This window comes from Xanthomonas sp. NCPPB 2922 (assembly GCF_041520885.1).
In the GTDB taxonomy this organism is placed as follows: domain Bacteria; phylum Pseudomonadota; class Gammaproteobacteria; order Xanthomonadales; family Xanthomonadaceae; genus Xanthomonas; species Xanthomonas campestris.
This window is the reverse complement of record NZ_JBGOFY010000005.1, coordinates 116,694-131,023: the sequence shown is the minus strand read 5'-3', so window position 1 is coordinate 131,023 and position 14,330 is coordinate 116,694. Positions and strand designations below refer to the sequence as shown.

Genomic DNA, 14,330 nt, shown 5'->3' with positions numbered 1-14,330 from the left:
CGTCACCATCTCCACAACGCGTGTTTCCTGCGCCCTCACGCCCATGCGTACCCGCCGCGCTTACGCACGGTTCACCCGGCAACGCCTTGATTGGCAACCTATCGCGGCGCCAGGCCGGTGCAAAGCGCGACGTGGCCCAAGCTTTTTACATGCTCTTTACAACTGGCCCAAACCGCGTGCCTATGCTCCCTGCACGTCGTCGCGGCGCAATCTGCGCCGGCGTTACTCCAACCAACTGCGAGGTAGCCGATGAAGACCTGGAAGAAGCCTGTTGTACGTGAAGTCAATTGTGGCGCCGAGATCAACTGCTACGTTTCCGGCGAGTTCTGAGCGACCCTGCCGCCCTCCTTTCGATGCATGACCGGCTGTTGCCGGCAGACAGGTAACAGTTCTCCATGCGCATCATCGTTTTGGGATCGGCGGCCGGCGGTGGGCACCCGCAGTGGAATTGCCACACACCCGCGAGTCAGCGGGCGTGGCAGCAAGCGGACGGTGCCCAACGTCGTACCCAGGCCAGTATCACCGTCAGTGCCGACGGCCAGCGCTGGGTTCTGATCAACGCCTCTCCCGATTTTCGCCAACAGATTCTCGCCACGCCCGCGCTTTGGCCGCAACACGGCCTGCGCCATTCACCGATCGAATCGGTGCTGCTGACCAGTGGTGAGATCGACCATATTGCCGGCCTGCTCTCCATGCGCGAAAGCCAACGCTTTTCGTTGCATGCCAGCAGCCGCGTGCTTGACCTGCTTGCGCAGAACCCGATTTTCGATGCCCTCAACCCGCAGTACGTGGACCGGCATCCGTTCGCGTTGAATACCCCGCTGACCCTGTGCGACCTGCAGCTGACGCCGTTCTCGGTTCCCGGCAAGGTGCCGTTGTTTATGGAATCGCGCAGCGGCGGCGACCTGGCCGGCTCCAACGAAGAGACGCTTGGGCTGACCATCGACGATGGCCGCCACCGCGTGCACTACATTCCCGGCTGCGCGGCCATGACCGATGACCTGCGCGCGCGCCTGCATGGCGCCGAGCTGGTGTTCTTCGACGGCACGCTGTGGCGCGACGATGAAATGGTGCAACTGGGCGTGAGCCAGAAAACAGCCCAGCGCATGGGCCACATGAGCATCGATGGAACTGACGGCACCCTGGCCGCGTTCGCGCAGCTGCAGGTGGCGCGCAAGGTTTTTATCCACATCAACACCACCAACCCCGTCCTCGACGCCCACTCGCCGGAGCATGCCGCCGTGCGCGCGGCCGGCTGGGATGTGGCGCACGACGGTCTGGAGATTTCCCTGTGACTGCCCTGCTCTCGCCCGACCAGCTGGAAGCGGATCTGCGCGCGATCGGCGCGCGCCTGTATCACGACCAGCATCCTTTCCATGCACTGCTGCACCACGGCAAGCTCGATCGCGGCCAGGTGCAGGCATGGGCGTTGAATCGTTTTGAATACCAGCGCTGCATTCCGCTGAAAGACGCGGCGATCCTGGCGCGGATGGAAGACCCCGCACTGCGCCGCATCTGGCGCCAGCGCATTCTCGACCACGATGGCAACAGCCCCAGCGATGGCGGCATCGCACGTTGGCTGCACCTCACCGACGCGCTGGGCCTGCCACGCGAGCTGGTCGAATCGGGCCGTGCCCTGCTGCCGGGCACGCGCTTCGCAGTACAGGCCTATCTGCATTTCGTGCGCGAAAAGAGCCTGCTGGAAGCGATCGCCTCTTCGCTCACCGAATTGTTTGCGCCCAACATCATCGGCCAGCGCGTGGCCGGCATGCTGCAGCACTACGACTTTGTCTCGCCAGAAGCGTTGGCGTATTTCGAGCACCGCCTGACCGAAGCGCCGCGCGATTCGGATTTTGCGCTGGACTACGTCAAGCAGCACGCCGACACCATCGAAAAACAGCAGCTGGTGAAAGCCGCGCTACATTTCAAATGCTCGGTGCTGTGGGCCCAGCTCGACGCACTGCACGTGGCCTACGTCAGCCCCGGCGTTGTCTGGCCAGATGCGTTCGTGCCGGAGCGCGACAGCAACCGGGCCGCCGCGTGAGCACCATCAGCCGCGACAGCTGCCCTGCGCTGCGTGCAGGCGTACGCCTGCAGCACGACCGCGCGCGCGACCAGTGGGTATTGCTGGCGCCCGAACGCGTGGTGGAGCTGGATGACATCGCACTGGTGGTGGCCCAGCGTTACGACGGGACGCAGTCGCTGGCGCAGATCGCGCAGACGCTGGCCGCCGAATTCGATGCCGATGCGAGCGAGATCGAGACCGACGTGATCGAACTCACCACCACCTTGCACCAGAAGCGCTTGCTGCGGTTATGAGCACTGTGCCGCCACCGCTGTCGGTACTGCTGGAGCTGACGCATCGCTGCCCGCTCGCCTGCCCGTATTGCTCCAATCCCATCGCGCTGGCGGCATTGCGCGAGGAAATGGACACCGCCGGCTGGCGCTCGCTGCTGGAACAGGCCGCCGAAATGGGCGTGCTGCAGGCGCATTTTTCCGGCGGCGAGCCGATGCTGCGCAAGGACCTGCCCGAACTGGTGGCGCATGCACGCGCGCTGGGCCTGTACAGCAACCTGATCACCTCCGGCGTGGCCGGCGGCGAGCCGATGCTCGACCAATTGCAGGCCGCCGGCCTGGAACATGTGCAGCTCAGCGTGCAGGACGTGGACCCGGCCGGCGCCGACCACATTGCCGGCTACCGCAACAGCCTGTCCAAGAAACGCGCCTTCGCCGCCGCCGTGCGCGCGCGCGGCCTGCCGCTGACGCTCAACGCGGTGATCCACCGGCACAACGCCGAGCGCGTGCCCGGCATGATCGCGCTGGCGCTGGAATGGGGTGCCGAGCGCATTGAAGTGGCGCATACGCAGTACTACGGCTGGGGCCTGCGCAACCGTGCCGCCTTGATGCCGAGCCGCGAGCAGCTGGCCGTGACCATCGTGGCGGTGGAGACCGCGCGGCGCAGCCTTGGCGACCAGTTGGCCATCGACTTCGTCACCCCCGATTACTACGCACGCCAGCCCAAACCCTGCATGGGTGGCTGGGCGCAGCGCTTCGTCAATATCTCGCCGCGTGGCGACGTGCTGCCGTGCCATGCGGCCGAAACCATCGACGGCCTGCAGTTCGACAACCTGCGCGATCGCTCGCTGGCCGATATCTGGAATCACGGCGAGGCCTTTGCGCGGTTTCGCGGCACCGCGTGGATGCCCGAGGTCTGCCAGGGTTGCCCGAAGCGGGAGATCGACTGGGGCGGTTGCCGCTGCCAGGCACTGGCACTGGCCGGCGATGCCGCCACCCTGGACCCGGTCTGCGAACGCTCCCCGGCCCATGCCGGGATCCGCGCCACCGCCGAACGCGAGGCCGCATCGCCGGCACCGGACTTCATCTATCGCCGGCCGGAGCGTCCTGCCGCCGTTGCCGCCGAGGCCGCAATCAGCGACACCGAATGAGCCGCTGGCGGCACGCGGCCGAGCGTCTACACTAGCGGCCTCTCTCTCCGGGTTGCCTCCATGTCGTTCGCGCGCCGCGTTCCCCTCCTGGTTTGCCTGACCCTCGTCTTACACGCCACGCCAGTCCTGGCGCAGCGCGCCGTGCAGGGCGATCTGCAGTCGCAGATGAGCGCCGAACAGTTCAAGGCCGCCGGCCTGGACAAGCTCGATGCCCGCGAACTCGCCGTGCTCAACGACTGGCTGCAGGGCAAGGTGGCCAAGGAAGCGGCGGTGGTGGTGGAGCAGGCCAAGGAAGCCGGCCGCCAGGAAGTGATCGTGAAAAATCGCGGCTTCTCCGATTTCGGCATCAAGGACCCGATTGAAAGCACCGTGGTCGGTGAATTCAGGGGCTTCTCCAAGGGCCGCACCTACACCCTCGCCAATGGGCAGGAGTGGGAGCAGACCGACAGCGTGACCTTGCCCGGCGTGCGCAAGGATTCGCCCAAGACCAAGATCAAGCCCGGCCTGATCGGCGTGTGGTACATGCAGATCGAGGGCTACAACACCCAGGCCAAGGTGCGCCGGGTCAAGTAAGCATCTGCGAGATGGGTGCCGGCGGCGGAGGAATCGTTGCCGATCACCCGGCGGGAGCACACCGCTTCCGAGCCCGCGCGCTCAGCGGTGTCGCCCGCTGGCGCGCTGCACACGCCATGGTCTGAAACTCATGCACGCCGCAGATGCGTGTGTGCTGCAGCGGGTTCGCACGGCTTTCCATCGCCGAGCAGCGCTGTGACATGCTTGCCGTCTTGCTCACTGCAGACCCGCTAGCCCCGCATCCTGCGCCTGGAGATATGCAATGACGTCCTTCGCTCGTCGCAGCGTTCTGCTCCTTGCCCTGCTCGCTGCGTTGCGGCCTGTGCATCGCCCGCAACGCAGCGCTGCGCCACCGATCCCGCTGTTGGCTTTGGCGAGGCGTTGGTGTGTTACCACAATGCGGTAGAGGCGCAGCCGCTGAGCTACCGGCTTACTGCCACCAGCACCGTGGCCGGAGTCGAACGCCGCGACTATCTGCTGACCTCGCAGGACTGGTCGCCGGAAGGCCTGGTCCAGCCGGCCAGCTGGCAGCACGACGTTGCGCTCTATGTGCCGCCCGATGCCCTGCCCACGCGTGCGCTGCTGATCTCCAGCAATGGCACGCGCCAGCCCGTCGATGGTGGCCCGGCGCAGCCATCCAGTGAACTGGCCCCCGAGGCGATCGCGGCCCTGGCGCAGCGCACGCGCACGCGCACCGTGGTGATCGTGCTGAGCGACCTCCCCAGCCAGGCGCTGACGTATCGCGATGACGGCACCGCACGCCGCGAAGACGACAGCGTTGCGCACACCTGGTCGCTGTTTATGAAAGCGCCGGCGCAGCGCAAGACCTTGCCGCTGAATGTTCCGATGGCCGCGGCCATCGCGCGCACCATGAGCCTGGCCGAACGCGAACTGGCGCCGCTGCGGATTCACCGTTTCATCCTGGCCGGCGCGTCCAAGCGCGGCTGGGCCAGCTGGCATGCGGCCATCGCCGACCAGCGCGTGGAGGCCGTGGTGCCCTTCGTGATCGACATCCTGAACATGCCGGCCGTGCTCACGCACATGGCCAAGGTCTATGGCGGGAACTGGCCGGTGGCGTTCAACGCCTACGCCAAGGAAGGCATGACCACCCAGCTCACCACGCCTGCGTTTGCGCAGCTGGTCCAGATCCAGGACCCCCTGCAGTACCTGCACACGCGCTACCGCAAGCGGCTGTCCGTGCCCAAGGACATCGTCAATGCCAGTGGCGATGACTTCTTCGTGCCAGACAACACGCAATTTTTCTACGACGCACTGCCCGGCGCCAAAGCGCTGCGCGTGGTGCCCAATGCATCGCACGGTGGCATCCGCGCATCGGTGGTGGATACGCTGGTGCCGTTCGTCAACCGGCTGCAGCAGCAGCGCCCGTTGCCGGACTTGCGCGGCAGCCTGCGTGGCGGCGCAACACCTGCTATCCGCGTGCGTTCCAGCGAGCGCCCGGTGCAGGTGAAGGTATGGAGCGCAAGCAATCCGCAGGCGCGTGACTTCCGCTTTGCCTGCGGCATCCGTTACACCGCCACGGCGGTGAGTTGGAAGCGCGGTGCGGTGACGGTTCCTGTGCAGGTTCCTGAGGCCGGCTGGCGCGCCTATTTTGTGGAAGCCACCTACGCAGACGGTTTTGTCGCCACCAGCCAGACCTATGTGCTGGGCAAGCAGGACTACCCGACCCAGGCGCCGCCCTCGGACAACGCCGCCTGCCGCACCTTGCCTGCGGTCGCGCCGCCGCCCGCCACCTGAGCACCCCGGCAGGACGTGGTCGCCACAGCAGGACAGGAATCTGGCCTGGGCATCCCTCATGGCCGCCTCCGACGGTCGCGACAGACGCCGGAAGTGCGTGCCACGCGGCAGGCACAACGATGTCATGCACGCCCGGTGAATCCCTGCAAACGGTTGGTATGGCTTCGACCGTTTGCGCAATGAACTCCGCACAAAGCCCATCACGGAGCTGTTTTTGCGCTTGAGCCTGTCAACAAGATCGATCCAACCCGACTGGACCATTGACAGCGTTGTCATCAGCTCCTAAACAAGCCGCTACGCGCTGACGGCATCGGCCGATCCAGGCGTCCCAGAGGACTGACCGTGGCTGCGACCTCGCACTCTGCTTGCGCTTCTGCTCTGCCCGTTGTCCCCGCTCCCACCACGTTTCTGGCTGCCGATGTCGGCGGCACGCATGTGCGTATCGGCCGGGTCTCGCATGGCGCGGGTGCGCCGATCGAGCTCTCGCAGTACCGCACCTACCGCTGCGCCGACCATGCCAGCCTGGACGTGATCCTGGCTGATTTCCTGCGCGATAGCCGCGCCGTCGATGCAGTGGTGATCGCCAGCGCCGGTGTCGCACTGGACGACGGCCGCTTCATCAGCAACAACCTGCCCTGGACCATCGCGCCGCGTCAGTTGCGCGACACGCTCGGCGTGCGTGCGGTGCATCTGGTCAACGACTTCGAAGCGGTGGCGTATGCCGCGCCGCAGATGGAACAGCGTGCGGTGGTGCAACTAAGCGGCCCCACGCCGCGGCATGCGCAGCCCGGTGGCCCGATCCTGGTGGTCGGCCCGGGCACCGGGCTGGGCGCTGCGGTGTGGATCAACGGACCGCACCAGCCGACCGTGCTCGCCACCGAAGCCGGCCAGGTGGCACTGGCCAGCAATGACCCCGACACCGCGCAGGTGCTGCGCATCCTGGCGCGCGACGCATCCTATCTGCCGATCGAGCATGTGCTCTCCGGCCCCGGGTTGCGCAACCTGTATCTGGCCCTGTGCGAACTGCACGCGGCCACGCCCATCCACCCGTTGCCCGCCGACATCACCCACGCCGCGCTCCACAGCGACGATGCACTGGCGCGGCGGTGCCTGCAGCTGTTCTGCGCGCTGCTCGGCAGCGCGGTCGGCGACATGGCGCTGGCGTACGGCGCCTCCGGCGGCGTGTATCTGGCCGGCGGCATCCTGCCGAGCATCGGCCAGTTTCTGGCTGCGAGTGATTTCCGCGAACGCTTCCTCGCCAAGGGCCGCATGCGCCCGGTGCTGGAGCGCATTCCGGTCAAGTTGGTCGAACACGGGCAACTCGGCGTGCTCGGCGCGGCCAGCTGGTATCTGCAACACCACACCGAGGTGTCGTAAGCGCCCCACCACTCGCGTCTCCCGACCGCGAGCGGCGTGTACCCCCCGTGCATCCGGCGAGCGCAGGCCCGCCGTCCATCCCTGTTGCGTGATCAGGAGAGACATCATGAAATACCGCACTTCGCTGCTGTCCAGCGCCATTGGCATGTCGCTGGTGTTAGCCGCCCAGGCACAGCAGACGGCCGACCCACGGGCCACCGAACTGGATGCCGTGCAGGTGGTTGGCATCCGCGCCAGCCTTGAAAAATCGCTGGACACCAAGCGTAACAACACCGGCATTTCCGAAGCGATCACCGCCGAGGACATCGGCAAGTTCCCCAGCACCAACGTGGCCGAAGCGCTGTCGCAGATTCCCGGCGTCACCCTGGACCGTCGCTTTGGCCAGGGCGAGCGCGTCAGCATCGACGGCACCGACCCCAGCCTCAATCTCTCCTTTCTCGACGGCCACCCGGTGGCGCAGGCAATCTGGCTCTACGGCGAACAGCCCAGCCGCGGTTTCGATTACACCTTGCTGGCACCGCAGATCCTGGGGCGTGCGGAAATCATCAAGTCCTCCGAAGCACGCCTGACCGAAGGCAGCCTGGGCGGCACGGTGCTCATGCACACGCGCCAGCCGCTCGACCTGAAGGCCAACGAGGTGGCCGCTTCCATCGGCTATAGCTACAGCGACCAGGCCAGCCAGGGCAAACCGAATGCCGCGCTGCTGTACAGCTGGAAAAATCCGGCAGAAACCTTCGGCGTCACTGTCTCCGCGCAGCACTATGAAGAACGCGTGGACCGGCGCGGCATGGAAGTGTTCGGCTATGCACCGGCCAGCACCTTCGCCAATGCAGCCGGCGGCGTGCCGGCCGATGCGGACGTGCCCAACTCGATCAACGCCGCGTGGTTCCAGCAGGACCGCGAACGCGACAGCGCCGTGGTCAACCTGCAGCTCAAGCCCAGCGATGCGCTGGAGTTCAATCTCAGCGGCCTGTACATCAACGAAAACTTCGACAACTACAACCAGTCGATGTACAGCTTTCTCACCTGGAATGCAGGCACCGTTGGCGCGGTGGACCAGCTGGGCGGCGTGCGCAATGGCGTGGTCACCAGCGGCCATTCCAGCGCCAACGCCGACCCCTTGGGCGGCACGGTGATCTACGACAACAACGTGCGCGAATCGGAAGTGACCACCAAAGGGCTGGACCTGCGCGGCGCCTTCCGCGGCGAGGGTTGGGGCCTCAACGGGCAGGTGGGCCAGAGCAAGTCCGAAAACAACGATCTCTCGCAGTATTTCATCGAGCCGTTCTACAACGGCGGCTTCAGCTGGGATACGCGCCGCGGCATCCGCTTCGATGACCCGGCCGCTGCACGCGACCCGGCCAACTGGGGCTCGGCCGGCGGCTGGTTCGGCAACAACGGCATCTTCTCCACCGAGAGCAAGGACACCTATGGCCAGCTGGATTTCAACCTGCAATTCGATGGCGTGTTCAATCAGCTGCTGCTGGGCGTGCGCCACGGCAAACACGACGAACGCTTCGAGCTCAACGTCTATGGTGGCGTCACGCCCGGCACGCTGGCCGATGTGGGCACGATCGGCCTGACCGACCTGCAAGGTTTCTACCCGGACCACGGGCAGCATGTGCAGGCCGGCCGCGGCAATGTGCTCAACTGGATCCGCAACAGCCCGGTGGATTACAGCGCGCCGGATCCGGCCAGCTATCTCAATAACAGCTGGGCGCTGGAGCAGACCAACAACGCCGCCTACGCACAGGTGAACTTCTCCAGCGGCGGCCTGCGTGGCAACCTCGGTGTGCGCTATGTGGACTCCAAGACCGAAGGCAGCGGGTTCGTCTATAGCGGCACCCCGTCGTTGGCCAACGCCGACAGCCTGTGGCAAACGCGCACGCGCAAGGAAGACTTCCTGCTGCCATCGCTCACGCTGTCGTATGACACCAGCGACGACTGGGTGTTCCGCTTTGCCGCGGCCAAGGTGATCGCCTGGGCGCCGTACAACCAGATGGTCAACAACACCTTCCTCAACGACACCACACTGACCGGCAGCGGTGGCAACGCGGAGCTATCGCCGTACGAATCGTGGAACTTCAATCTGTCGGCGGAGTATTACTTCGCGCCGCAGTCGGTGGTGGCTTGGTCGGTGTTCTACAAGAAGATCGACAACTACATCGACACCAGCGTCAGCGTGGAGCGGCAATACAACGCCCTGCGCGACACCGCGCCGCAAAGCTGGGCGCAGCTGATCGGCAGCAACGGCTGCACCGCTGACGGCTATTGCGACTACAGCATCCAGCGGCCACGCAACGCTGGCGATGGCAAGGTCAAGGGGTTCAACCTTTCTTTCCAGCAGCCGTTCGGCGACAGCGGCTTCGGTCTGACTGCCAATTACACCTATGCCAATGGCGAAAACAACACCGGCGACCCGTTGCCCTACCAGTCGCGCAACAGCGTGGCGTTTTCGCCGTACTACGAAAAAGGCCCGCTCAACGCCCGCCTGACCTACAACTGGCGTGACAGCTACCTGGCCGGCGGTTACGTGGCCGGCGCCGCGCCCGCCAGCGTGGACGACTACGCCGAACTCGGCGCCAGCGTGGGCTATGCGTTCAGCCCGAACTGGTCGCTGCAGATCGACGCGCAAAATCTGCTGGACGAGGAATACCTGCAGTATCTCGGCGACAAGGAGCATCTGGCCGGGCGCTACAAGAGTGGCCGCCGTTACATGGCGACCCTGCACCTGAAGTTTTGACCTACCGCATGCCAGGGCGCCGGGAGCAATGCAGCAGCTCCTGGCGCCGTGGTGTTAGCGGGTCAGTACGACCTGCACGGCGCTGCGGTGTCGAAGCTGCGCTCTGCGGTTGAGGCCTGCGGAGTGGGCAGCGGCACACGCAATAGCGCGCATCACACGCCAAACATCCGCAGACTCACGCGCACGAAACCAGACGGCAAGGCGACGCCTCGCAGGCAGCGGCAACCCGCCGCCATCTGCCAGCGCGCGCCTTACCCTCGCAAGGCCGCCACGCGTTGCGACAACTTTTTCGCCGAGACGCCGGATTTGGCGCCCAGCTCCTGCGCAAATACCGACACCCGCAGTTCTTCCAGATCCCAGCGCAGCGCCTGCCAATCCGGGTGCTGTTGCAGCCCACGCGTCGCGGCGTCGTTGAGTGCATCCACGAACGGCTTGAGCTCGAGCATGCGTGCCTGGTCGCGCGCGGGGTCGCGCTTGGCGCGTTCGGTGCGCAGGATCATCGCCTTGAGATAGCGCGGATAATTGGCCAGCGCATCGGCCGGCGTGTCGCGCAGGAACCCGGCGTGCACCAACGCGCGCAGCTGCTGTTCCATGTCATCCAGATTGCCACGCGCCCAGCCCATCAACGGTGCTTCCAGTAAAGGCTTGAGTTCGGCCACCGCGCCGAGAATGCTCTCTGCCAGCGTCAACCGTGCCATTGCTTCGCCAAACAGCCGCTTGACCGCATCCTCGCGGCGCTGTGCGAACGCGGCAGGGTCGCGAATCGCGCCCAGCCCCTCGGCCAGCACCGCATTGAGCGCCGCATCGACCAGATCGCCGCGCAGGCGCTCCTGCGATTCGATCGCGGCATACAACAACCCCGTCTTGGGCGACACCGGCAGCTGCTTGCGCGCCTGCTTGATCTTGTCGGCCAAGGCAATTTCCAGCAGCCGGCGCACACCACGCGGATGCGCACGCAGCGCTTCGTTGCGGTCGGCAAAGATCCGTAGCGCGGCATCCTCGCCCTGATCCACCAAGGCCGGATAGGCGGGCACGCCCGCTTCGCCGGCCACCTGTTCGGGGATCGGCGTGGCCGGGAAATCGCGCAGCCCTTCCGCTGCCAGCGCGCGTCCGGCACGCGCGGCAAAGGCCTGCCCGGCACGCTCGCCAAAGCGCGCACGTAATCCCTCCAGATCGCGCGACTCGGCGAGCACCCTGCCGTCCTCGTCGCGCAGCCGCAGGTTCATCAGCAAGTGCGTGTCCAGCGCTTCTTCGTCGAAATCCAGCGCCGCCACCGGCGCACCGGTGGCCTTGCTCAAAAAGCGCGCCAGCTCGCCGCGCATATCGTCCGCCGATGGCGTGCTGAAGGCCTCGTAGAACGCGCGGCCGTAATCCGGAGCCGGCACGTAATTGCGGCGCTGCGCCTTGGGCAGGCTGCGGATCAGTGCCGACGCCTTGTCGGCCACAAATCCGGGTGCCAGCCACGACAAGCGCGACGGATCCAGCGCATTGAGCAAATGCAACGGCACCTCGAGCGTCACGCCATCGTCGATGGCACCCGGCTCGAAGCGGTACTGCAACGGCAACCGCGCATCGCCCAGCGCGAAATACTTCGGGAACCGGTCCGCCTCGCTGCCTTCGCCGGGCAGCAGATCGTTCAACGACCAATGCAGGCTGCGGCGCTTGTCGGCAGGCAAGGTCTTCCACCACGCATCCAGGCCGCTGGCCGAATGCAGTTCGGCCGGAATGCGATCCAGATACCAGCGCGCCTGCCAGTCTTCGTCGGCCACGATGCCGGCGCGGCGCAGCTTGGCTTCCTCTTCGCGCGCCTGTTCCAGCACCTTGAGGTTATCGGCGACAAACGCCGCACGCGTGTTGATTTCGCCCGGCACCAGGCCCTGCCGCACGAACAGGTCGTGCGAGGTGGCCGGGTCGATCTTGCCGAAGTGCACCGGCTTCTTCGGCGCCAGCACCAGGCCGAACAGACTGATCTGCTCGGAGGCCACCACCTGCCCTTGCGCACGCGACCAGTGCGGGTCGAAATGCTTGCGTGCCAGCAGGTGCGGCAACTCGGCAATCGCCCAGTCCGGCTCGATCGCCGCATTGGTCATGCCCCACACTTTCTGGGTGTCGAGCAAGGTCGCCGCAAGAATCCACGGTGGCGGCTTGCGGGCCAACGCGGAGCCCGGAAACGGCACGAAACGGCGCTGCCGCGCAGCCAGGAAATCGCCTTTTTCAGTGCGGTGGCCAATCTGCGTCGGCAGGCCCGCCAGCAGTGCGCGGTGCAAGGCCTGGTAGGCGGCAGCACGTTCGCGCTCGGTCGTGCGCACCGCCGCGTCGGTGGCATCGGCAGGTGGGCTCTTTGCAGCCGCCGCCTTCCCCTGTGCGGGCGGCGCCGCCGGATCCGGCTTGCCTTCGCGCGCCAGCCGCGCGGCACGGTGCAGCTGCCCACGGGTGGCGCGGTGCGCCTGCCCATCCTCGCGCACCGGCGCGCTGGCACCGGCCAGCAGCGGCGCCAGCATCGCGCCGGCCGGCTCTTCGCTCCAGCCCAGCTCTTCGCACAGCAAGCGCAACTGGCGGTGCAGTTCGCGCCACTCGCGCATGCGCAGGAAGCCGAGAAAATGCCGGCCGCACCAATCGCGCAACTTGGACTGGGTGAGGTCTTCGTGCACCTGCCGATAGGCGTCCCACAGGCGCAGGATGCCGACGAACTCCGAGCGCGCATCGGCAAACAGCGCATGCGCGTTATCGGCGGCCTCGCGCGCTTCCGGCGGGCGCTCGCGCGGATCCTGGATACCCAGGAACGCGGCGATGATGATCATCTCGCGCAGGCAACCGTGCTGTTGCGCGGCCACCAGCATGCGCGCCAGTTTGACGTCCACCGGCAGGCGCGCCATCTGCCGGCCGATCGCCGTCAGCCGCCGCTCCGCATCGATCGCACCGAGCTCCAGCAGCTGCTGCCAGCCATCGGCCACGGCGCGTTCGTCCGGCGCTTCCAGGAACGGAAACTCCTCGATGCGCCCCAGCCCCAACTGCAGCATGCGCAGGATCACGCCCGACAACGACGCGCGCCGGATCTCCGGGTCGGTGAAGGCCGGGCGTGCGGCGAAATCCGCCTCCGCGTACAGCCGGTAGCAGATGCCCTCGGCGATACGCCCGCAGCGGCCCATGCGCTGGTTGGCGCTGGCCTGCGAAATCGGCTCGATATGCAGACGGTCCAGCTTCTGCCGCGGGCTGTAGCGCTTGACGCGCGCATAGCCCGGATCCACCACGTAGCGGATGCGCGGCACCGTCAGCGAGGTTTCGGCCACGTTGGTGGCCAGCACCAGGCGCCGGCGCGGGCCCGGGTTGAACACGCGGTCCTGGTCGGCCGCCGACAGCCGCGCGTACAGCGGCACCACTTCGGTCTCGCGGTATTTGCGCCGCTCCAGCGACTGGTGCGCATCGCGAATCTCGCGCTCGCCCGGCAGGAACATCAGCACATCGCCACGCGGGTCGATGCGGGTGATTTCGTCGATCGCCGCCACGATGGCGTCGTTGACGGTGCGTTCGCCATCGCGCCCTCCATCGCCGGTGTCGCCGTCGCCAGACTCGCCTTCGAGCGGGCGGTAGCGCACCTCCACCGGGAAGGTGCGGCCTTCCACGTTGATCACCGGCGCGTCATCGAAATGCCGCGAGAACCGTTCGGTGTCGATGGTGGCCGAAGTGACGATCAACTTGAGGTCGGGACGCTTGCGCAGCAGCTGCTTGAGATAACCCAGCAGGAAGTCGATGTTGAGGCTGCGCTCGTGCGCTTCGTCCACGATGATGGTGTCGTAGGCGGACAACCACCGGTCGCTGGCGATCTCCGCCAGCAAAATGCCGTCGGTCATGAACTTGATGCGCGAGTCCTCACCCACGCGATCGGTGAAGCGCACCTGGAACCCCACCGTGGTGCCCAACGGGGTGTTGAGTTCTTCAGCCACGCGCGCGGCCACCGCGCGCGCAGCGATACGCCGCGGCTGCGTGCAGCCGATCATGCCGGCCGCACCCCGCCCGGCTGCCAGGCACAGCTTGGGCAACTGGGTGGTCTTGCCCGAACCGGTCTCACCGGCAATCACCACCACCGGATGGTCGCGGATGAGCGCGATGATGCGATCGGCTTCGCGCGCGATCGGCAGTTGCGTATCCAGCGTGATCGCCGGCTGCTGCGCGGCACGCGCCTGCCGTTGCGCCTGCGAGGCGGCCAGCGCCTGTTCGAAGGCCTGGCGCAGCTGCGGGTTGCCGGGCTTGCCTTGCCAGCGCGACCATAGGCCCAGCAAACGGCCACGATCGCGGCTCATGGCAGCATCCACGGCGCCGCGGCGCTCACGCAACGTGGTGGCGAGGTCAGTGTCGATAGCGCTCATCGATGGAAAAATGTGAAAGATTGAATGACAAGTGATCCTTTAGCCTGTCTATTGTGACGCCATATCAGT

At 66.3% G+C, this 14,330-nt stretch carries 10 protein-coding genes; 9 read left to right on the top strand and 1 reads right to left on the bottom strand.

Annotation, left to right across the window (positions count from 1 at the left end; translation table 11 throughout):
• The first annotated feature begins 249 nt into the window (after positions 1–249).
• From pqqA to ACD584_RS08570, 9 genes are all read left to right on the top strand, one after another.
• On the top strand, positions 250–330 hold the full coding sequence (gene pqqA, locus ACD584_RS08610) for a pyrroloquinoline quinone precursor peptide PqqA (protein ID WP_002812057.1): 81 nt from the start codon (positions 250–252) through the stop codon (positions 328–330).
• Positions 331–395: 65 nt separating this feature from the next.
• Positions 396–1,295 (top strand): pyrroloquinoline quinone biosynthesis protein PqqB, encoded by a 900-nt coding sequence (gene pqqB, locus ACD584_RS08605; RefSeq protein ID WP_076036999.1) that lies wholly within the window; start codon positions 396–398, stop codon positions 1,293–1,295.
• Positions 1,292–2,044, top strand: a complete 753-nt coding sequence (pqqC, locus tag ACD584_RS08600; protein WP_076037000.1) for a pyrroloquinoline-quinone synthase PqqC — start codon at positions 1,292–1,294, stop codon at positions 2,042–2,044. The genes pqqB and pqqC overlap by 4 nt, the downstream gene beginning before the upstream one ends.
• Positions 2,041–2,319, top strand: a complete 279-nt coding sequence (gene pqqD / locus ACD584_RS08595) for a pyrroloquinoline quinone biosynthesis peptide chaperone PqqD (protein WP_011038062.1) — start codon at positions 2,041–2,043, stop codon at positions 2,317–2,319. Before pqqC ends, pqqD begins: the two co-directional genes overlap by 4 nt.
• Complete coding sequence (gene pqqE, locus ACD584_RS08590; RefSeq protein WP_076037001.1) at positions 2,316–3,446, top strand: pyrroloquinoline quinone biosynthesis protein PqqE; 1,131 nt, start codon at positions 2,316–2,318, stop codon at positions 3,444–3,446. The genes pqqD and pqqE overlap by 4 nt, the downstream gene beginning before the upstream one ends.
• Before the next feature lie 60 nt (positions 3,447–3,506).
• On the top strand, positions 3,507–4,019 hold the full coding sequence (locus tag ACD584_RS08585) for a hypothetical protein (protein WP_076037002.1): 513 nt from the start codon (positions 3,507–3,509) through the stop codon (positions 4,017–4,019).
• A gap of 255 nt (positions 4,020–4,274) precedes the next feature.
• The gene (locus tag ACD584_RS08580; protein WP_372357280.1) at positions 4,275–5,774 is read left to right on the top strand and encodes a PhoPQ-activated pathogenicity-related family protein; all 1,500 of its coding nucleotides are present in this window, start codon (positions 4,275–4,277) and stop codon (positions 5,772–5,774) included.
• 342 nt (positions 5,775–6,116) lie between these two features.
• A complete protein-coding gene (locus tag ACD584_RS08575) occupies positions 6,117–7,151 on the top strand; it encodes a glucokinase family protein (RefSeq protein ID WP_076037003.1) in 1,035 nt (344 codons plus the stop codon).
• A gap of 106 nt (positions 7,152–7,257) precedes the next feature.
• Positions 7,258–9,894, top strand: a complete 2,637-nt coding sequence (locus tag ACD584_RS08570; protein WP_076037004.1) for a TonB-dependent receptor — start codon at positions 7,258–7,260, stop codon at positions 9,892–9,894.
• Between the two features lie 251 nt (positions 9,895–10,145).
• On the opposite strand, the gene hrpA is transcribed toward ACD584_RS08570, so the two are convergent.
• Positions 10,146–14,261: an ATP-dependent RNA helicase HrpA gene (gene hrpA / locus ACD584_RS08565; RefSeq protein ID WP_076037005.1), complete on the bottom strand. Its 4,116-nt coding sequence runs from the start codon at positions 14,259–14,261 to the stop codon at positions 10,146–10,148.
• Positions 14,262–14,330 lie beyond the last annotated feature (69 nt).